This window comes from Erwinia sorbitola, from assembly GCF_009738185.1.
Classification (GTDB): domain Bacteria; phylum Pseudomonadota; class Gammaproteobacteria; order Enterobacterales; family Enterobacteriaceae; genus Erwinia; species Erwinia sorbitola.
This window is the reverse complement of record NZ_CP046509.1, coordinates 3,618,694-3,638,504: the sequence shown is the minus strand read 5'-3', so window position 1 is coordinate 3,638,504 and position 19,811 is coordinate 3,618,694. Positions and strand designations below refer to the sequence as shown.

At 53.6% G+C, this 19,811-nt stretch carries 22 protein-coding genes; 13 read left to right on the top strand and 9 right to left on the bottom strand.

All coding sequences use genetic code 11. The features are described 5' to 3' along the window. Positions 1–20: 20 nt before the first annotated feature. On the bottom strand, positions 21–677 hold the full coding sequence (locus GN242_RS16535; RefSeq protein WP_156287851.1) for a CPBP family intramembrane glutamic endopeptidase: 657 nt from the start codon (positions 675–677) through the stop codon (positions 21–23). A gap of 376 nt (positions 678–1,053) precedes the next feature. Between GN242_RS16535 and GN242_RS16530 the strand changes: the two genes are divergently transcribed. Beyond that, positions 1,054–1,350: an I78 family peptidase inhibitor gene (locus tag GN242_RS16530; protein ID WP_156287850.1), complete on the top strand. Its 297-nt coding sequence runs from the start codon at positions 1,054–1,056 to the stop codon at positions 1,348–1,350. A gap of 61 nt (positions 1,351–1,411) precedes the next feature. Here GN242_RS16530 and GN242_RS16525 read toward each other — a convergent pair whose 3' ends face one another. The 3 genes from GN242_RS16525 to GN242_RS16515 form a co-directional block, all read right to left on the bottom strand. Next, positions 1,412–1,945, bottom strand: a complete 534-nt coding sequence (locus GN242_RS16525) for a thioredoxin domain-containing protein (protein WP_154752435.1) — start codon at positions 1,943–1,945, stop codon at positions 1,412–1,414. Positions 1,946–2,198: 253 nt separating this feature from the next. After that, a complete protein-coding gene (locus tag GN242_RS16520; protein ID WP_156287849.1) occupies positions 2,199–2,444 on the bottom strand; it encodes a biofilm development regulator YmgB/AriR family protein in 246 nt (81 codons plus the stop codon). 214 nt (positions 2,445–2,658) lie between these two features. Beyond that, positions 2,659–3,327, bottom strand: coding sequence for a MarC family NAAT transporter (locus tag GN242_RS16515; protein WP_154752433.1), 669 nt, complete (start codon positions 3,325–3,327; stop codon positions 2,659–2,661). A gap of 442 nt (positions 3,328–3,769) precedes the next feature. Between GN242_RS16515 and cspE the strand changes: the two genes are divergently transcribed. After that, on the top strand, positions 3,770–3,982 hold the full coding sequence (gene cspE / locus GN242_RS16510) for a transcription antiterminator/RNA stability regulator CspE (RefSeq protein ID WP_013200976.1): 213 nt from the start codon (positions 3,770–3,772) through the stop codon (positions 3,980–3,982). Between the two features lie 220 nt (positions 3,983–4,202). Further along, the gene (locus tag GN242_RS16505; protein ID WP_154752432.1) at positions 4,203–5,423 is read left to right on the top strand and encodes a multidrug efflux MFS transporter; all 1,221 of its coding nucleotides are present in this window, start codon (positions 4,203–4,205) and stop codon (positions 5,421–5,423) included. Between the two features lie 95 nt (positions 5,424–5,518). On the opposite strand, the gene GN242_RS16500 is transcribed toward GN242_RS16505, so the two are convergent. Then, the gene (locus GN242_RS16500) at positions 5,519–8,623 is read right to left on the bottom strand and encodes a beta-galactosidase (RefSeq protein ID WP_156287848.1); all 3,105 of its coding nucleotides are present in this window, start codon (positions 8,621–8,623) and stop codon (positions 5,519–5,521) included. A 295-nt stretch (positions 8,624–8,918) separates the two neighbouring features. Here GN242_RS16500 and GN242_RS21665 point away from each other — a divergent pair, with 295 nt between their 5' ends. The 3 genes from GN242_RS21665 (at position 8,919) to GN242_RS16490 (ending at position 10,008) form a co-directional block, all read left to right on the top strand. Then, positions 8,919–9,077, top strand: coding sequence for a hypothetical protein (locus tag GN242_RS21665; protein ID WP_195918348.1), 159 nt, complete (start codon positions 8,919–8,921; stop codon positions 9,075–9,077). A gap of 205 nt (positions 9,078–9,282) precedes the next feature. Continuing rightward, on the top strand, positions 9,283–9,546 hold the full coding sequence (iraP, locus tag GN242_RS16495; protein ID WP_154752430.1) for an anti-adapter protein IraP: 264 nt from the start codon (positions 9,283–9,285) through the stop codon (positions 9,544–9,546). A 156-nt stretch (positions 9,547–9,702) separates the two neighbouring features. Continuing rightward, positions 9,703–10,008: a PsiF family protein gene (locus tag GN242_RS16490; protein WP_154752429.1), complete on the top strand. Its 306-nt coding sequence runs from the start codon at positions 9,703–9,705 to the stop codon at positions 10,006–10,008. A gap of 49 nt (positions 10,009–10,057) precedes the next feature. On the opposite strand, the gene proC is transcribed toward GN242_RS16490, so the two are convergent. Then, on the bottom strand, positions 10,058–10,870 hold the full coding sequence (gene proC, locus GN242_RS16485; protein WP_156287847.1) for a pyrroline-5-carboxylate reductase: 813 nt from the start codon (positions 10,868–10,870) through the stop codon (positions 10,058–10,060). Positions 10,871–11,041: 171 nt separating this feature from the next. Between proC and GN242_RS16480 the strand changes: the two genes are divergently transcribed. Continuing rightward, positions 11,042–11,491 carry a YaiI/YqxD family protein gene (locus tag GN242_RS16480; RefSeq protein ID WP_154752427.1) on the top strand — a complete coding sequence of 150 codons (450 nt, stop codon included), beginning with the start codon at positions 11,042–11,044 and terminating at the stop codon, positions 11,489–11,491. A 42-nt stretch (positions 11,492–11,533) separates the two neighbouring features. Here GN242_RS16480 and GN242_RS16475 read toward each other — a convergent pair whose 3' ends face one another. Next, positions 11,534–12,226: a DUF2076 domain-containing protein gene (locus tag GN242_RS16475; RefSeq protein WP_156287846.1), complete on the bottom strand. Its 693-nt coding sequence runs from the start codon at positions 12,224–12,226 to the stop codon at positions 11,534–11,536. A gap of 309 nt (positions 12,227–12,535) precedes the next feature. Here GN242_RS16475 and aroL point away from each other — a divergent pair, with 309 nt between their 5' ends. The 4 genes from aroL (at position 12,536) to ppnP (ending at position 15,018) form a co-directional block, all read left to right on the top strand. Next, on the top strand, positions 12,536–13,060 hold the full coding sequence (gene aroL / locus GN242_RS16470) for a shikimate kinase AroL (RefSeq protein WP_154752425.1): 525 nt from the start codon (positions 12,536–12,538) through the stop codon (positions 13,058–13,060). A gap of 142 nt (positions 13,061–13,202) precedes the next feature. Further along, entirely contained in the window at positions 13,203–13,394 is a 192-nt protein-coding gene (locus GN242_RS16465) for a YaiA family protein (RefSeq protein WP_154752424.1), read from the top strand. Between the two features lie 151 nt (positions 13,395–13,545). Further along, entirely contained in the window at positions 13,546–14,337 is a 792-nt protein-coding gene (locus GN242_RS16460) for an IclR family transcriptional regulator (RefSeq protein ID WP_154752423.1), read from the top strand. 390 nt (positions 14,338–14,727) lie between these two features. Beyond that, on the top strand, positions 14,728–15,018 hold the full coding sequence (ppnP, locus tag GN242_RS16455; protein ID WP_154752422.1) for a pyrimidine/purine nucleoside phosphorylase: 291 nt from the start codon (positions 14,728–14,730) through the stop codon (positions 15,016–15,018). Positions 15,019–15,118: 100 nt separating this feature from the next. Here ppnP and rdgC read toward each other — a convergent pair whose 3' ends face one another. Continuing rightward, positions 15,119–16,030, bottom strand: a complete 912-nt coding sequence (gene rdgC / locus GN242_RS16450) for a recombination-associated protein RdgC (RefSeq protein WP_154752421.1) — start codon at positions 16,028–16,030, stop codon at positions 15,119–15,121. A 145-nt stretch (positions 16,031–16,175) separates the two neighbouring features. On the opposite strand from rdgC, the gene mak reads away from it, so the two are divergent. Beyond that, a complete protein-coding gene (gene mak, locus GN242_RS16445) occupies positions 16,176–17,081 on the top strand; it encodes a fructokinase (protein ID WP_156287845.1) in 906 nt (301 codons plus the stop codon). Positions 17,082–17,138: 57 nt separating this feature from the next. On the opposite strand, the gene eat is transcribed toward mak, so the two are convergent. Beyond that, entirely contained in the window at positions 17,139–18,503 is a 1,365-nt protein-coding gene (gene eat, locus GN242_RS16440) for an ethanolamine permease (protein ID WP_154752420.1), read from the bottom strand. Positions 18,504–18,787: 284 nt separating this feature from the next. Between eat and GN242_RS16435 the strand changes: the two genes are divergently transcribed. Then, positions 18,788–19,792 carry a phosphotransferase enzyme family protein gene (locus tag GN242_RS16435; protein WP_154752419.1) on the top strand — a complete coding sequence of 335 codons (1,005 nt, stop codon included), beginning with the start codon at positions 18,788–18,790 and terminating at the stop codon, positions 19,790–19,792. The last annotated feature ends 19 nt before the right edge of the window (positions 19,793–19,811 follow it).

Sequence of the window (19,811 nt, the reverse complement as noted above, 5' to 3'; positions counted from 1 at the left end):
TCAGCGCCAGGAAGCGATAGCTATTGACTGAGAGCGCTCCACAGCATTGGACCGATGCCCAGGAGGTTGTTCAGCATATGGAGGAATATCGGTAGTTTTAGTCCGCCAGAGATTATGCGTGCCGCACACAGCAGCAGCGAAAGTATCATCAGGGCAATCATGGTTTGCAGATGCACGTACTGGGTATGCATGGCGGCGAAAATAATCGAGGCCAGCAGCGAGCAGGCGATACGCTGACGCGGTGCCCACATCATAAAAGCCTGGAGTATAAAGCCGCGAAACAGTATCTCTTCAAATACCGGAGCCAGAACCACTACTGCGAGGGTAAACCACAGCAGATTGAGATTACTGTGGCTGAGTTGCTCGCCTGTCCAGCTCTCCTGCCGCAGGTAGAGTGACTGACTGGCAATCACCGCCAGCAGCAGTACGCTAAACAGCAGTGACTGGCGTGCCCGCAGATGGCCCAATGGAATGTCGGAATAGCTACGCAGATACCAGCGATAGATTGGCACCAGAGCGGCAAATTCAAACAGGCAGAGTATCGGCATCAGCAGGCCGCGACTTTTCAGCAGCTCAAAATGAGGAAAACTGCTGAGTATCACCGTAATGGCGTACCAGACCATAAATACACCTGCGCAAAGCAGGGTATGGTTCACCCGGTCGGTCGATGGTGTCATGGATATGGCCCGATAGCAGCAGGAAAAATGCGATGTTAGCAAGCACCATTGAAGCTGTCGAGCCACAGGGAATAGTGGGAAACGCGCTTCTGAACAAGGAGGCAGAAGCGCGGACAGAGGTTAACGAACCCGGACAGCAACCAGGGTCATGATAACGGTGAATGTGATAAAAATGACCAGTTCCATCAGCAGATCCTCTGTTGAGATAACTCTTAAAAGAATAGCTAATGGTTGGTTTAATTGTGAACAATACGTGCGTCTCAACGGTTTCAGCGCACGGTATGCCAGGTGGGATTATGACTGCGCAATATCGCGGTAATCTGTTAGTCTTTCAAAGACATTGCCGTTTTTTTACGCTTGGATAGGAGAAATAACCGTGAAACATTATGGAAAAATTGCCGTATTTGCAGCACTGATTGCTTTATCGGGATGCCAGTCTGGCAGTGAGAAAAGTGCAGCAACGGCCCCGGTCGATCCAGAAATGGATATGTGTGGTGCATCGCAATATCAGCAATATGTTGGCAAGCCGCTGTCGGCGATTGAGTCGCTGCGTTTTGACCGCACGGTACGTGCAATACCGTATAACTCTGCCGTCACCATGGACTTCAATCTTAATCGCATCAACTTTATGGGCGATAAGCAGAACGTGATTAGCCGGGTCTACTGCGGATAATTGTGGTCACCCTGTATCCCTTCAGGGCGGGCGGCTGTTTGATAGTCGCCCCATTCATCGATCAATAATGCCATTTTCTTACCCACCAGAGGCGTAAGCCAATCCCCGGTGCGCTTGTCCAGCCGCTGGTGGTACCAACAACTTCCCCTTTTGCCACAATCAGCAGCGTGGGCGTGGTGGTTATCTGCCAGCGGGCAGCCAGTTCGCCGTGGTTGTCGTTTACCACGGGTAGCGTCAGATGATGTCCATTTAAAAAGCGCACAATGTTAATGTCATTGCCTGAGCGATTAGCGATAGTCAGCACATTGGTATGCTTGTCATTCAGTTTCATCAGCAGCGGGATGGTGTCATGGCAGGTTCCGCACCAGCGATCCCAGAACCAGACCAGTAGAGGCGTTTTCTCACTCAGTTCCGCCAGCGTCAGATTCTTCCCGTCGATGGTATGCAGAATCTGCACGGCGATATCGTCGGGAAGATTTGGGGCGCGAATACCGTCGATCAGGCGAATAAATAAAATCATGACCAGAAGAGGAAGCAGCAGGTAATTGCTGACCTTCTTAAATTGGTTTATCAGTGTGTTGTGCCAGTTGCGCATGTCCTGCCTCCGCCTGAGTAGGCGCTTATCTTAAAGAGGTCATGACGAATGGCAATCATCAGGTGTGTAAACATTCGTATAGGGAATAGTGAGGGGAAGAAAACAGCGCAGCATTGTCATCTTGCTGCAACGTCAGCGGGATAGGGTAAAGCCAGCAATAAACGTGATTTCCTCGTCACGCTGAAAAATATGCAATGCTCGTCTTCTCCCGCCTTGTGCGGGACTTTTTTTGCCCGCAGCGTGACGTTTTTTCCTATCGGGTGCCTGCCAGAATCTGGGCCAGTAGATTGCGATAACCTTCAAGTACCGACTCATCAACTTCCTGCTCCAGACGATCAATCACACTGGCTATTATGGCTTTATTACTAGGCGTTCTGCCGGACTTCATCAACTCATGCATGACCGCTTCCAGTAATTCACTCTCTTTCGGTGCATGAAACGACGGGCTGTTAAAATAATCGGTGATGGCGCGCCCGGCGCCCGGTAGCTGCTGACTCATGGCAAACCTCCACAAACGCGTCATCGGTGGCCATAAGGTCACCGGGGATCAGTTAATTGATAACGCTATCGAAGTGGAACTGGGCTGTCAGAACAACAGCCCGCCAGCTGCCTGGAAAATAAACAGGCGTTGGTTGTTTAATACTCTAGATGGCGTGTGCTGGAATGCCAGTATCAAAAAGTAGTATTTTTTATTTCTGACATCAGCGCACAACTCAGCTGTGGTATGTGGTGATAACTTCAAGGATGCCGTTAATCATAAACTGCACGCCCATACACACCAGCAGGAAGCCCATCAAACGCGAGATAGCTTCAATACCGCCTTTACCAACCAGACGCATAATCGCTCCGGAACTGCGCAGACATCCCCACAGGATAATGCTGACGGCAGCAAAGGTGAGTGGAGGAGCAACGGTAATGATCCAGGGGGCAAAAGGGGTACCGCTGTGAATGGTTGAGGCGGTGCTGATAATCATCGCAATGGTACCCGGGCCAGCGGTACTTGGCATCGCCAGCGGCACAAAGGCGATATTGACGTTTTTTTGCCCGTCCATCTCATCCATTTTGTGATCGGCTTCCACCGATTTCCCTGCCTGCTGTTGCGGAAATAGCATACGGAAACCGAGGAAGGCGACAATCAGCCCACCGGCAATGCGTAAGCCTGGAATGGAGATACCGAAGGTATCCATCACTGCATTTCCGGCGTAATAGGCAACGGCCATAATAGAAAACACATAAACAGAGGCCTGTAGTGCCTGCCGGTTACGTTCCTGATAGTTCATGTCGCCAGCCAGTCCCAGGAACAGCGCTACGGTGGTCAGTGGGTTTGCCAGCGGCAGCAGTACCACAAGGCCAAGGCTAATGGCTTTAATCAGATCTAACATCGCTGGGATCCTTATATGCGATAGAAGGGGGAAGAGCACATCATCATGCATTTTCCCCACAGGGATGCGAAGTGTAACTGAATCGCGGAATGTGTGAGTTAACTTCAAATGATCAGGTGCAGCTAAGGCAGTAATAGCTTAATGACGCTTGCCATATCAAGTTAAACGAAAAGTTAAAATTATATATTTATATAAATCAAGGTATTATGCTTTTTATCTGTTTTTTATCTTTGCAGCACTTGTACTCAAGTCTGCGTTATGAGTAAATGCACTCGTCGGTTTTGATACAGACCCACGTATGCGAGCAATTTTAGTAAAGCAGTCTTCAGTTCAAGCGTTAGCCTAAGCTTCTTCCTGACTTCCTTCTTGAGTGCCTCATAGTAATCCCTGTTGACGAACCCTGTGCCCACTGTGGCTTACTACAATATTGAAGGAAAGACTCATGTCTAACAAAATGACTGGTTTGGTAAAATGGTTCAACGCTGAGAAAGGTTTCGGTTTCATCTCCCCAACCGACGGCAGCAAAGACGTTTTCGTACACTTCTCTGCAATTCAGAACGGCGGCTTCAAGACGCTGGAAGAAGGCCAGAAAGTTGAGTTCTCTATCGAAAATGGCCAGAAAGGCCCAGCAGCAGCTAACGTTACTGCTCTGTAAGATAGAAACTTTTTCGTGAGTATCACACAGAGTCAAATCTGAGTAATACAAAGCGAAGCCAAAAAACCCGCCTTATGGCGGGTTTTTTGCGTCTGGATTTTAGCTAACGCTTCTCTGTTAATATTTTTTATTAAACGTAATTGAGAATAACCTGACGGCTGTAGCGAGTGTTGTTACACTCAAATCTCAGCTCCCCGCGACAGGTTGTACGTACAACACGATGGAATCCTGGAAAGTAAATCTTATCTCCGTCTGGTTCGGTTGTTTGTTTACCGGGCTGGCGATCAGCCAGATTATCCCGTTCCTCCCGCTCTATGTTGAACAACTGGGCATTACCGACCACAGCGCACTGACACTCTGGTCGGGCCTGATCTTCAGTGTCACCTTCCTTGTTTCTGCTATTGTCTCGCCCATGTGGGGTAGCCTTGCCGACCGTAAAGGCCGCAAGCTGATGCTGCTGCGTGCTTCGCTTGGTATGGGCGTGGTCATCCTTCTGCAGGCGTTTGTCACTAACGTGTGGCAGCTGCTGGCGCTGCGCGCGCTGATGGGGCTGACCTCTGGCTATATTCCCAATGCCATGGCGCTGGTGGCGGCGCAGGTTCCGCGTGAGCGCAGCGGCTGGGCGCTCAGTATGGTCAGCACCGCGCAGATCTGCGGAGTGATTATGGGGCCGCTGATGGGCGGCCTGCTGGCGGATTGGGTCGGGCTGCGGGCAGTATTTCTGATTACTTCCGGGCTGCTGCTGATCAGCTTTATGATCACTCTGTTCCTGATTAAAGAGGGCGGGCCGCCACGGGTGAAGAAAGAGGATAAACTAAGCGGCAGTATGGTATTCCACACCCTGAGTCGCCCGGGGCTGGTGATCAGTCTGTTTGTCACCACGCTGGTGATTCAGCTTTGTAACGGTTCAATTAGCCCGATTTTAACGTTATTTGTACGTGAACTTGAACCGAACGTTCAGAACATCGCGTTTGTCAGCGGTATGGTTGCCGCTATCCCGGGCGTCTCGGCGCTGCTTTCGGCCCCCACGCTTGGCAAGCTCGGCGATCGTATCGGTGCGGAACGTATTCTCTTTGCTGCGCTGATTTTTTCCGTGGTGCTGTTTGTTGGTATGTCCTGGGCCGACAGCGCCGTAGAGCTGGGAATTTTTCGTTTCCTGCTCGGCTTTGCTGATGGGGCGATGATGCCGGCGGTTCAGACACTGCTGCTGCGCTACTCCAGCGACCAGGTCACCGGGCGTATTTTTGGCTATAACCAGTCGTTTATGTATCTCGGGAACGTCATCGGGCCACTGATGGGGTCGGGGATTTCTGCCATCGGCGGTTTTCGCTGGGTGTTTGCCGCCACGGCGGTGGTTGTGCTGGTGAACAGCGTGCAGCTTATCTGGGTCTATCGCCAGTCGCGGCGTACGGCTGTGCTGAACCGTGGCACTAAGCGGTGAAGTCGTTATTAAGCTGTGCCTCGCTATAGATACTGTAACAGCGTGCAGGAGGAGGCCTGCTGAAATCAGACCTTCCTCCTTTACCTGCGGCTATTTCAGCATGCCCTGGTTGTATCTGTGCGGGGAAGTGACAGGCGCAGCTGATAACGGTACTGGCGCTCAGATAGCAGGAAGTCCGGACTGACGCTCGGGCTCCAGGAGTCATCACCGCCCACCCCCATATGGTAGCCATCTAAAATCAGCCAGCATCCTGGCTCATCGTGCAGCAGATGGCGGTGCGAAGTCGCGCGCAGCTGCTCCACACTGTGGCGACTGAGTGAAAAGTGGAACTCACCGTTCACCTGCAAGCGGCCATATTCCAGCTGCTGAGTGCCGCCGCGCAGGCCATTCTCGCCGGGGAAGACATACGGCGTGCTCATACTCTTCAGCGGCAGCTGCCAGCGTGAGAACTCTGCCGCCAGCCGACGGTCGGGATAGTTTTCATGCGGGCCAAGCCCCAGCCAGCTGACATTTTCCGTCACCTCTGCCAGCTGACAACGCAGGCCAATACGCGCCGGTTCCGGCTGACCGGCGGCAATATCCACCTCCACTTCGATATGCATCTCGCCCTGCGCGTTGATCCGGTAGCATTTACGGCTGAGGAATCGCACTTCTCCATCAGCCAGCCAGGCGTGTTCACTTCGGATCTGCACACCATCACTAAGCCTGTCCGCATGCAGACGCAGCAGCTGACTCTCCAGTTGATAATGGCCCGCCCGTTTCCAGCGCTCCACCCAGGCATGAGGATCGATGCGCGTGGCTTCGCTGATGCCAATATCATTATCAACAGGCGCACGGGCAAACAGATCGCGCAGCGGGGAGAGCAGCTGGGGATCGCCACTGCGCAGCCACTGCACCAGCTCACCGCTCTGACGGCAGAACTGCCAGCGCTGATCTCCATGCTGCGCTTCAATCCACTGTGGATCCTGACTGAGCTGCGGAATTTCGCCAGCCGCCAGCGGCTGAGGCAGCGACAGTGCAGCAGGCAGACGCCAGCCATCCCATGCCACGCGCTGTCCCGCAGGTGCCCATGAGGTCGCGGAAGGTTGGATCACCTCAACCCGCAGCCATAGCTCACCCGCCAGCGAAGGCAGTGCGCCCAGCGTCAGCTCGATACTTCCTTCCGGGGCAAGATCCAGCGTATGCTGCCCTTCAGCCACCCGCAGCCCCTGATGTTCAATACGCCAGTGCAGCTGCTCGTTGTCACAGCGGCGGAACAGGTATTCGCTGTTAACACGCACGGTTAATGGCGCGGTACAGGTCAGCTCAAACTGGAAGAACTGCTGGGCGCGCTGGGCTTCAAACAGTGCCGGATGAGGAGTGCGATCGGCAAATACCAGCCCGTTCATACAGAACTGACGGTCATTGGGGGTATCGCCAAAATCACCGCCGTAAGCCTGGAAAGGAGTACCGTTTTCGTCATGGTGCGTCAGGCTCTGATCGACCCAGTCCCAGACAAAACCGCCCTGCAAACGTGGGAACTGGCGGAAGGCCTGCCAGTAACGATCGAAACCGCCAAAACTGTTGCCCATCGCATGGGCATACTCGCAAAGGATCAGCGGGCGGTTCTCCTCCGGCAGACCGATCCACTTTTTAATCGACCATTTAGGTACCGCATCAAACGGTTGATCCTGATCGACACGTGCATACATCGGGCAAATGATATCGGTGGCGGCTGTAGCGGCCCCGCCGCCTTCATACTGAACCGGACGAGTTGGATCCTGGCTTTTAATCCAGCGATACAGCGCATCGTGGGTGCTGCCATGGCCGGACTCATTACCCAGCGACCAGATAATAATGCAGGCATGGTTACGATCGCGCTGCACCATGCGAGTCACGCGTTCACTGAAGGCGTTGAACCAGGCGGGATCGTCAGACAGCCGGTTCATCGGCTGCATCCCGTGGGTTTCGATATTGGCCTCATCGACCACATACAGTCCAAAGCGGTCGCACAGGCGATACCATAGCGGATGGTTTGGATAATGAGAGCAGCGCACCGCATTAAAATTATGCTGCTTCATAAGCAGGATATCTTGAATCATGGTGGCTTCATCTACCGCCTGCCCATGCTCAGGATGATGCTCATGGCGGTTAGTGCCACGAATCAGCAGCGCCTTGCCGTTAAGCTTCAGCAGCCCACCGCTGACCTCGACGTGACGGAAGCCTGCGTCATAAGCTTCTGCCTCAATCAGGGTGCCATCGGCATCCAGCAGAGCTACTACCAAGCGATAAAGATCAGGAGTTTCAGCGCTCCAGAGCAGGGGGCGATCGACGTGCAGCGTCAGGCGTGTGCGATCGAGGTAGCGTCCACGTTCGTCGATAATTTCAGTGCCAAACGGCTGCTGATATTGGGCAATCTGCTGCTCTTCTCGCCACAGCGTAACCTGTAATTGATAGTCGCTGGCATCCGTCAGCGAAGTGAGGGCCAGCACTTTTAACTGTGCAGAGCGATACTCCGGGCTGAGGTGCGTTTCGATCTGAACATCACACAGCCTGATCGCGGGCTTATGCAGCAGGCTGACATCGCGGAAGATCCCGCTCATGCGCCACATATCCTGGTCTTCAAGATAGCTGCCGTCACACCAGCGCAATACCATCACGGCAATACGGTTCTCACCCGCCTGCAAACTCTGGCTGAGGTCAAACTCAGCGGGCAGGCGGCTGTCCTGGGAGTAACCGATAAATTCCCCGTTACACCACAGATAGAAGGCGGAGTTGACGCCATCAAAAATAATACGCGTCTGGCCACTGTCCAGCCAGTCAGCATGACAATCGAATGTGAGCGAGTAACATCCGGTGGGGTTCTCGGCCGGAACGTAGGGGGGATCAACCGGGATCGGATACTGTACGTTGGTATATATCGGCGCATCATAGCCCGCCATCTGCCAGTTAGCGGGAACGATTAAGCGGTCTGACTGTGGTAAATCGGCGCTGATCCACTCATCAGGAACTGACTCCGGGCGAGAGAAATAACTGAAACACCACTCTCCATTCAGCTTCCGGATACTTGGGCTGGTGCTATCGTCCCTTGCTGCCTCCACGTTTCGCCAGCTGGCAAAAGGAGGATGGGCAGGCAGACGGTTAAGCTGCGTGACCGCCGGATTTTCCCAGTGACGCTGAGACAGTAGCTGTTGCAGAGAGAGTGGTGCGAAGTCGGTCATGCCAGATTCCTCGAAAATGTTATGCGCTCACATTGATGCTGAACAGCCATGAAGTAAAGAAAAAATAGCGTGGTATGCGATGCCGATCTCAACATTTTCCGCTGAAGATAATCGGTAAATGTCCCGTCTGCCGCAGGGTTATAGCGGGAAAATAGCGGTAAAACAGCAGGAAAGCGTTAAGCGTCGTTACCTCCGGTTAAAACGGCGGGGAACCAGAGTATTCTGCATTGTGGGTGACAGATGTGACGCTTACTATCAGCGCCAGTTGTTATTCACAGCAATACCAGGGGTTATCATGGTTCGTATTATTAAAACAGTCAGTATTATTGCGCTGGTCGCAGCATTAAGCGGTTGTCTGTTTCCACCTCCGGGTGGTGGCGGTGGCTGGGGAGGAGGACATGGCGGCGGCGGTGGCGGCGGCCCTCGCGGTGGCTTTATGGAGCAGGGGCGCTAGAGAGTGACAGGTCGGGGACGAATTCCGTTCCCGATTTATTTCTGGCCGTTGATAAACAGCCGTCATTCAGCGAAACGTTTCGCATAAAAATAGTGCATTAATTGCTCTGTTTTGGGGCATAAGTCACGAAATTATAACGTGAATATCAGTTTTCTTTTTTTTATGAGAATGATACCGTCTTGCTTTAACTCGCTGAGACAGTCGCATGAAAAATCTCATTGCTGAATTACTGGTCAGACTGGCGGAAAAAGAAGAAGAGTCAAAGGAACTGGTCGCTCAGGTTGAAGCGCTGGAAATTGTGGTGACGGCACTGCTGCGCAAGCTGGATAGCAATCAGCTACAGCAGATCAACACCAGTATTTCTGAGGCAATGCACACCGCATCAACCTCAATGGCTCCTGACTATACTAAAGACGCCTCTATGCTGGAAAACTATATCCAGCGCCTGCTGAATCATCCCCGGCAGTAATTTCCAGCCTGATTAAAACGCGGTCGTGCTCACATGTATGTGGCGATGCGCGTATTAATATCACCTTTCTTAAATTTCCCTGCCGATTCACTCGCTGAAAATAAAAGCCATGCCACACTGATATTGTGCTTATAACCAAATTGGGATGGTATGTGAATGAAAGTTCAATTACTGATAGCAGCAGCCCTGTTGTCGCTCACCGCCGCCGGCTATGCTGGCGCCGCAGAGAAAACTGCACAGCAACAAAAGATGACCATCTGTAATCAACAGGCGGGGGACAAAGCGCTGAAAGGGGACGAGCGTAAAACTTTTATGAGTAGCTGCCTGAAGAAAGAGAGCAAAGCAGAGGGCATAACGCCGCAGCAGATGAAGATGAAAACCTGTAATGCTCAGGCCGGTGAAAAAATGCTGAAAGGGGATGAGCGTAAAACCTTTATGAGCAACTGCCTGAAAAAAAGCTGAGTTTATGTGGGCCATCCGGCCCACATAATGATAACCGGCAGCGAGGTCATTACTCTCTGCTCATGCGCTCCGATTTCGCCATACACTGCTGCATCGCTTCAATCACCGCAGAGCGGAACCCTTTTTGCTCAAGCACCTTCACCGCTTCAATAGTGGTACCGCCTGGGGAACAGACCATATCTTTCAGCTCGCCGGGGTGTTTGCCGGTCTCCAGCACCATCTGCGCGGCTCCTTTCACCGCCTGGGCGGCAAACTGATAGGCCTGAGCGCGTGGCATTCCACCCAGCACGGCGGCATCTGCCATCGCTTCAATAAACATAAACACGTAAGCCGGGGCCGATCCGCTGACGCCGACCACCGCATGGATCATATATTCAGGCACCAGCGCCGCTTTACCGAAACTGTTAAAAATTTTCACCACTTCATCGGCTTCTTCGGCACTCACCAGCACATTCGGCGTTACCGAGGTCATACCTTCGTTGACCAGCGCGGGGGTATTTGGCATGACGCGCACAATTTTGCGATCATGGCCCAGAACGGAAGCCAGCGAATCAAGCGTCACGCCAGCGGCGATAGAGACAATCAGCGTCTCTTTGTCCAGGCTCCCGGCAATGTCCTTCAGAACGGACAGGATCACATTAGGCTTTACCGCACCAAACAGAATATCGGACTGCTTTGCCACCTCTTCGGCACTCTCTGCCGGTGTAATCCCGTACTGCTGCTGCATCTCCTGATTGGTAGCTGGCTTATGGTCGAAAACCAGAATATTTTCAGGTTTGACCTGCCCGGCGGCGACCAGGCCCGCAATAATGGCTTTTGACATATTACCGCAGCCAATAAAGCCTACTTTCTTATCCATGATGTTCTCCCTGCTAATGACAGTCTGTAAGAATCCGGCTGATCCTTTCCCTCCACCTTAACTCAGCTCAGGTCAGGCTTAAACCTTAAAGGGTATCTGAATTTTAGGTTGCCATTGAGCGCAACAATGTTGAAGATCGTAATTATTCCCGACTCTTATTAAAAGGAAATCGTGATGCCAATCTGGGTTGATGCCGATGCCTGTCCGAAAGTAATAAAAGAAGTGCTGTATCGTGCGGCAGAGCGTGAGCAGATGATGGTGACGCTCGTCGCTAATCAGTCACTGAGCGTGCCGCCATCGCGTTTCCTGCGAACCCTGCGTGTTGCGGCCGGTTTTGATGTGGCAGATAACGAAATTGTTCAGCGTGTGGAAGCGGGGGATCTGGTGATCACCGCAGATATTCCGCTGGCGGCCGAAGTGATGGAGAAAGGGGCGATAGCGCTAAATCCCCGTGGAGAGCGCTACAGTGAAGCGACCATTCGTGAGCGCCTGACGATGCGCGATTTTATGGATACCCTGCGTGCAAGCGGCGTACAAACGGGCGGGCCGCCGGTACTGAACCAGCGCGATCGCCAGCAGTTTGCTAATGAACTGGATAAATGGCTTCAGCAACAGCGCAGATGAGGTAGAGCCTCTCCCGCCGGGCAGGAGAGGCAATATCACTATTCAGACAAAATTGTCGTCATCAAAATCATTATCATCAAAGCCGTCGTTACTAAAATCGTCGCGAGCGAAATCCTGTTGCAGGCCGTTATCCTGGTTTAGAAAAGAGGCATTGTCGCCGCCGTTAAAGGTATCGAGGTTATTGTTGAAATCAGGATCCGGCAGCGCCGGTTCGTTAATGATATTTACAATCTCTTCCGGCTGCGAATGGTGGAACATACTGGTCAGCATCTCAGCCAGCACCACACCACCTGCCACGCCAGCGGCCGTTTGTAATGCGCCGCCGAGAAAGCCACGGCCAGCGGCAGGGGCGCTTGCCGGAGCATAAGCAGGCTGTTGCTGCGTCTGCGTTGGAGCATTACCCCAGGGCTGTGAAGAAGCAGGTGACGGCTGCACGGGTTGAGCGCGGTTGCCGCCACCGAACAGCCCGGAGAGGAAACCGCCGCTGCTCTGCTGTGGTTGTTGCCGGGCCTGTGTCAGTTCGCTTTCCAGCTGACTGACGCGCGCGTTCAGCTGCTTCAGCGCTGCCTCCTGGATCAAAATGGACTGCGCCATATAGTACGGGGCACCTGGCTGCTGCTGTACCTGCTGCTGGATAAATTTTTCTGCCGCACTGTCACGAGGGCCTGACTGTGATTCCGCCTGTTTTAAGCGGGTAAACAGGCTTTCAATTAACTGCTGTTCTTCGTTCTGCATAGGGATTCTCCGAAAACGGGCGACAGCCTTTATAGTGGCAATACCCGTGGGAAAGTAAATCATGCTGGAGTAAGGAAATGTTGCGGCAGATATAGCCTGTTTTTTGTTGGTGTAAATAAATAATTACACAGGTAACTTTATGTTAAACATGAGGTTAGATGGGTATATCTCTCTTTGTGCTGTAAATAAAACGTTACTACTAGCCCCCTGGAGCAATGTCGGGTATCATGCGCTGCAACGTTAAACATTGGTCGGTAAGCTGCGCGCAATCTCTGGCGTCGGCGTTCGCTAAAAGGAAAAGTGCCCGTTATGTCATTACCTATTTATCTGATCGGTGCACGCGGCTGCGGCAAAACAACCGTTGGTCATGCGCTGGCGCTGGCATTAGGGTACGCCTTTTGTGACACCGACCATGCTCTTCAGCAAGCCAGTGGGCAAACCGTAGCAGATATTGTTGCACGTGAAGGGTGGCCGGGCTTTCGTTTACGTGAAACCGCCTCGCTGAAGGCCGTGACAGCGCCTTCGACCGTAATCGCTACCGGTGGCGGCATGGTGCTGTCAGAAGAGAACCGCCAATTTATGCGTGAGCATGGTCAGGTCATCTACCTGAATGCTGATGCCGCCGTACTGGCTGCCCGCCTTGAGGCTTATCCGGAAGCTGAACAACGCCCGACCCTGACCGGGCGGCCAATCGCGGAAGAGATGGTAGAGGTACTGGCGGCGCGTGATAGTTTATATCGTGAGACGGCGCACCATATTATTAACGCGATGCACTCTCCTGATGCCGTAGTCAGCCAGATTCTCAGCGTTCTTTCTCTCGCCCGCGCCAGCTAACTCTCCCGGTGCAGCACTGCCTGCACCCGTTAAATCTGCTTTCATCTTCTGTCTCCGCTGATAACCCGTTTCGATTGTCTATACTTGGTATCGGTCATAACAGTGACCACGCACTTTTACAGACATCAAAGAGGGGAGCACTATGCCAGGAAGACCGCCATATCCACGAGAAGCGAACATCGTACCGGTCGAGAAAGGCGCACCCGGCAAATCGGTAATCTGGTATGAGTTACGTGCAGACCATCCGAAACCTGACTCACTGATCAGCGAGCACAAAACTGAGCAGGAAGCGCTGGATGCAAAAAAACGTTATGAAGACCAGACGAAAGAGTAATTCCTCCCGGCAAGGACGCCGGTCATCATTTCCCCGCGTAGCATTTTTTTTTCTCTGATTAAATTAAATTCTTGACCCTGAAACAGCCTCGCCGTAGGTTTAACTGAATGCCAAAACAGGAACAGTAGTTCCATATAACGGAACATAAGGTATGACCACCTTAGAAAACGCTACCGCAGTACTGAAACTTTTTAATCAAAGTGGAGTAAGCCAGGGGCAGCCGGGGCTGACATTCACTGATATCGCTCAGACGCTGGGGCTACCGAAAAGCACCGTCTCGCGCCTGTTATCGACAATGGAAAGCGAAGGGCTGCTGGAGCGCGATCCGGATACACGCTGTTTTCATGTTGGCCATATGCTGCTGACGCTGGCCAGTAACTATCTCTCCACGCCGCTGGTGGATGGCGCGTCGTCGATGATGGCGAGACTGGCCGCAGAATCCAGCTGTACCGGCTACATCTCAGTGCTGGAGGGGCGTGAAATTATGGTTATGCGTATGTTCCAGGGGCGGATGTTTATCCAGGTTGTCACCCCACCGGGCAGCCGTTTACCTGCGGCTGAAACCTCCGTGGGTCGGGCGATCCTCTCACGCTATAGCGATGACTTTGTGCGTCAGCTGTATGCCGGGGCATGGCAGGTAAACTCGCCTAATTCACCGCAGACGCTGGAGCATTTGCTGGCTGAACTGGCGCTGATTCGTCAGCAGGGATGGGCGATGGCCCGCAATGAGACCTTACAGGGGATCAGCGCGGTATCCACCACTATCACTAACAAACACCGTGGGGAAACGGTGGCACTCTGTCTGTCGTTTCCTTCACAACATCAGGCGTCACCCTGTCCATCCTCCGCGCTGGATGCATTGCAAATCGTCACGCGGCAGCTGGCAGGGAAATATGGCGACCGGGCATGGCTGGGAGGCAATATCACCTCAGCCGTGCAGTAATTACCTCATCTCCTTCGGGATATGAAGTACGCCTCACCAGGGCTCCTGTAGTAGCACGACCTTGTCATGATGATTATCTAAAAGCCCGACAGAGGCAGGATAATTATCTCCAGAAGGATCCCCTGATTCGCTCAGGGGATCTCTCTGTTATATCCGGAACCACCTTCCTTTCGGCGTAAGCCATAACATTTGCGGTATCGATTCGCAGATTGATGAAATCACGATTAAGGTTAAACACAGGGTGTCCGGTATTACGCTCTGACCGGCTGACGGCAGAACTGTTGGCACGAGTCACGATTGCGGTGTGCAGAATGTAATATTACGTGACAGGCCGTTAATTATGGCTCTACACTGCAAACTTACCTTTGTCTCTGATTTTAAGGAATTTATATGCTCAACGTTAGTGAGTATTTCGACGGTAAAGTAAAGTCGATTGGTTATGAGAGCGCCAGCACAGGCCGTGCCAGCGTGGGTGTGATGGCAGAGGGAGAATATACCTTTGGGACGGCTCAGGCAGAAGAGATGACGGTTGTCAGCGGCTCGCTGAAAGTGTTACTGCCAGGGGAGGTGGAGTGGAAACTCTATCAGCCGGGCCAGATCTTTAACGTGCCGGGCCACAGCGAATTCCATTTACAGGTGCCAGAGCCTTCAGCGTATCTGTGCCGCTATCTGAAAGATTAATTTCATCATGCGGGTCGGCAATGCCCGACCCGTACGTGCAGCACGTCAGCGCTACAGGCAGAGACTTTGACCTGTCAGCTCTGCCCGCCAGGACAGAAAATTAACGTTCGGCTTCCCCGCCAAGTGCTTCTACAGTGTTGCTGATTAACGCAGCCAGTTCACCCGTCATCAGAACAAAGTCAGCATCAAAGCGCCCGGTGACGTCTTCACGATCAATATCATCATTCTGCTCGCGCAGGATATCGGAGAACTTCAGGCGTTTAATTGAACCGTCATCTGAGAGGATCATCTGAATACGTTCCTGCCAGTCGAGGGCAAGTTTAGTCACCAGTTTGCCCGCTTCAATATGGTTGGCAATCTCGTCACACACCAGATCCTGCTTCTTACAGCGAATTACGCCACCATCTTCCAGAATCGCTTTCAGTTCGGCTTCGTCCATCAGCGCAAAACCGGCAGGCAGTTCACCGGAACGCACCCATTCGGTCATCGTCAGCTCAATCGGGCTTTCCAGCGTCAGCGGCACCACCGGCAGAGAGCCAAGGCTTTTACGCAGCAGGGCTAAGGTATCTTCCGCTTTTTTCGCGCTGGCGCAGTCGACCATAATCAGATTATTGACGGTATCGATCCACACATAGGTCTGGCTGTAACGGCTAAAGGCACGTGGCAGCAGGCTGTGCAGCACTTCATCTTTCAGCGAGTCTTTTTCAGTCTTCTTCAGCTTGCGTGACTGCTCGGCTTCCAGCTTGCTGATTTTCGCTTCCAGCGCCTGCTTAATCACCGGCGATGGCAGCATTTTCTCTTCTTTACGCGCACAGATCAGAATCTGACCGTTCGTAACGTGAGTCAGGTCTTCACTACGGGGGCCGATAGGAGAAACCCAGCCGGTTTTGGCCATATCCTGGCTACCGCAGGGGGTGAAGGAGAAGGCATCGAGCTGTTTTTCCATCTCGTCTGCCACCAGCGGAATGTCGCGATTAAGACGATAAACCATCAAATTTTTAAACCACAGCATGCTGCATTCCCTCTCCGGACGCGCATAACGCGCGCGAGTTCAAAGTCAGCGCGCATGATAGCGAATCAGCGGCGGCGTTTCATTGCCTTTCCGCATCGCGCCTTCTAAGGTATTAATCTCGCCGTCAAATCATGAGGAATAACAAGTGCGTATCGGTATCGATTTAGGTGGCACAAAAACAGAAGTGATCGCTTTATCTGACCAGGGTGAAGAGCTGTTTCGCTATCGCGTTCCCACGCCGCGCAACGACTATGAAAAAACCCTGGAAACCATCGTCGGACTGGTCAGGCGTGCCGAGGAGGTGACGGGGCAGCAGGGGAGCGTTGGTCTGGGCATTCCCGGTACGCTGTCGCCCTACACCCGTCGGGTAAAAAATGCTAACTCCACCTGGCTTAATGGCCAGCCGCTGGATAAAGATCTACAGCAGCGTCTGGGCCGTGAAGTACGCATTGCCAATGACGCTAACTGCCTTGCGGTGTCGGAAGCGGTAGACGGTGCGGCGGCAGGAAAGCAGACGGTATTTGCGGTAATTATCGGTACCGGCTGTGGGGCTGGCGTGGCGGTGAACGGACAGGCGCATAGCGGCGGTAACGGCAACGCCGGAGAGTGGGGCCATAATCCGCTGCCGTGGATGGATGAAGATGAGCTGCGCTACCGTGAAGAAGTTCCCTGCTACTGCGGTAAGTCAGGCTGTATTGAAACTTTTATCTCCGGCACCGGTTTCGCCACCGACTATCAGCGACTCAGCGGCACGGCGTTAACAGGCGCGGAAATTATGCAGCGGGTTATCAAACAGGATCCCGTCGCCGAGCTGGCGATGAGCCGCTATGAGCTGCGTCTTGCAAAGTCGCTGGCTCATGTGGTCAATATTCTTGATCCGGACATGATTGTGCTGGGCGGAGGTATGAGCAACGTCGAGCGGCTCTATCAGACGGTGCCACTGCTGGTAAAAAACTGGGTATTTGGCGGGGAATTTGAAACGCCAATCCGTCGCGCCGTTCATGGCGATTCCAGCGGAGTGCGCGGTGCAGCCTGGCTGTGGCCGCTGTAAAAATAAAAATGGGGCGACCCTCATTACAGGCCGCCCCTTAATCAGTTAACCAGAAGCTTATTCCCCTTGCAGCATGGCATCATGCGGCGCGTTATCACGCTGGCTTTTGGTCAGCAGGAACCACATATAGCCCGCCAGCATTAGTGCGACAAACAGCGCGCCAATCAGCGCGTTGAACCACAGCATCGCTACCAGACACACCACCGCCAGTACCAGCGCAATACCCGGCACTATCGGGTAGCCAGGGGCGAGGAAACTACGATCCAGCTCCGGCGCGATACGGCGCAAACGGAACAGGCTCAACATACTCATGATATACATCACGATGGCACCAAACACGGCCATGGTGATCATTGCGGCGGTCAGTGACATCCCTTGTAAATTGATCCAGCTGTCGCTGAAGATCGCCGCAATGCCGATCACACCGCCAGCAATAATCGCCCGGTGAGGCGTCTGGAAGCGTGACAGTTTCGCCAGGCCCGCAGGCAGATAACCGGCGCGGGAGAGGGCAAAGAACTGGCGCGAATAGCCAAGAATAATGCCGTGGAAGCTGGCGATCAGACCAAACAGACCGATCCACACCAGCATATGCATCCAGTTGGAGTGCTCACCGACGATCATTTTCATCGCCTGCGGCAGCGGATCGTTGATGTTTGACAGCGCCCGCCAGTCTCCGGCACCGCCAGCCATCAGCATCACGCCAAGTGCCAGCACGACCAGCGTCAGGATCCCGGCAATATAGGCGCGCGGGATCGTCCGCTTCGGATCTTTCGCTTCTTCTGCGGCCATCGCTGCGCCTTCAATGGCGAGGAAGAACCAGATAGCAAACGGGATCGCGGCAAAAATACCGGAAAGTGCAGGCATACCAAAGTGCTCACCGCCTGCCCAGCCGTTGGCGGCGAAGTTGGCAATGCTGAAGCCCGGAGCGACCACGCCCATAAACACCAGCAGTTCGATCACTGCCAGTACGGTAACCACCAGCTCAAACATCGCGGCCAGCTTTACGCCGAGAATATTCAGCGTCATAAAGACGATATAGGCACCCACCGCCGCGTACTTTGGATTCAGCTCCGGATACTGAACATTGAGGTAGGCACCGATAGCCATGGCGATCGCCGGGGGAGCAAAGACGAATTCAATCAGCGTTGCCATACCGGCAATCAGCCCGCCGGTCTCACCAAATGCACGACGGCTATAGGCAAACGGGCCACCGGCATGGGGGATCGCGGTGGTCAGTTCGGTAAAACTGAAGATAAAACAGGTATACATGGTAGCGATCATCAGCGTTGTCAGCAGAAAGCCGAGCGTGCCCGCCACTCCCCAGCCATAGCTCCAGCCAAAATATTCCCCGGAAATTACCAGACCTACTGCAATGCCCCACAAATGTATGGTGCCCAGCGTGGGCTTTAATTTATTTGTCATGCTGTTATCCCCGTCAGTGTGTTTCCCCGCCATTCCCCACGTTGCAGCAACCTGTCGCGTAAAGTTTGTTGGAGGGCGTTATTCGATAATGCCGTTGCCCGTTAGGGGAAACTTGACGCGGGCATGATGATTTTTGTGCTCTGTGGTCAACTCCCTCGCAAAAAAAGTGCCAGGTGTACGCTGCGGTCAAAACAGGGTCGTCTGCGGTCAAGCCGGAAGGGGGCCAGCGATAGGATGCTGTCAGGCAAAGAAGCACTGCCTGAAACTGACTCCGGAGCCAGACTATGACCGCCAAACAATATGACACCCTGACCAATGCCGCGCTGCTGCGCCTCGCCGAAATGACCCTGTTACGCTATCCGGCGGCGTTCCAGGGCAAACTCAGCCTGCTGTGCCGATCAGAAAATGCCACCTTTTTAGTGGAGGCTGGCGGTAAACGCTATGCCCTGCGGCTGCACCGTGCGGATTACCATCAGCGTGCTGATATCGAAAGTGAGCTGCACTGGCTGGATGCACTGCGGGAAACCGGCATCGAGGTGCCGCAGGCAGTAGCCGACCGCGAAGGGCAAACCGTACAAAGTCTGCTGCTGGAAGAGGGCGTCGTGCGCTATGCGGTATTGTTCCACTGGATTGACGGGGAGATGCCCGGAACAGATGTGGATCCACGCGCTTTTCAGCAGTTGGGGAATATTACCGCTCGTCTGCATCAGCACAGCCGCAGCTGGCAGCGCCCGGCGGGTTTTCAGCGCATCATCTGGGATCATCACACCATGGTCAGCCCGCAAAGTCACTGGGGCGACTGGCGCGATGCGCCGAATCTGCGGGGAGCGGATCATCGCGTCGTTGAAGAGACCATTGCGCACGTAGGATCGACGCTGACTGACTTTGGTAAAGATCCGCATAACTACGGGCTGATCCATGCGGATCTGCGGCTGACAAATCTGTTGCTGCACAAGGGCGAAACCCGGGTGATCGATTTTGATGACTGCGGGTTCGGCTGGTATCTGCACGATCTGGCCGCGGCGATCAGTTTTGTTGAGCATCATCCGCGTGCGGCTGAGTGGGTTGATCACTGGATCCGCGGCTATGAGCAGGTGGCGCACATCAGCGATGCGGAGATGGAAAAGATACCTGCGCTGCTGATCCAGCGTCGTATTCAGCTGCTGGCCTGGGCAGGATCTCACGCGGAAACCGAGATGGCGCAGAGCCTTGGATCCCAGTGGGCCGATCACTCGGTGCGCCTGTGTCGTCGTTATCTTGAAACCAGTGAACTGCCGGTTGGAGCCTGAGCCGGTTGCACCGTTGTCG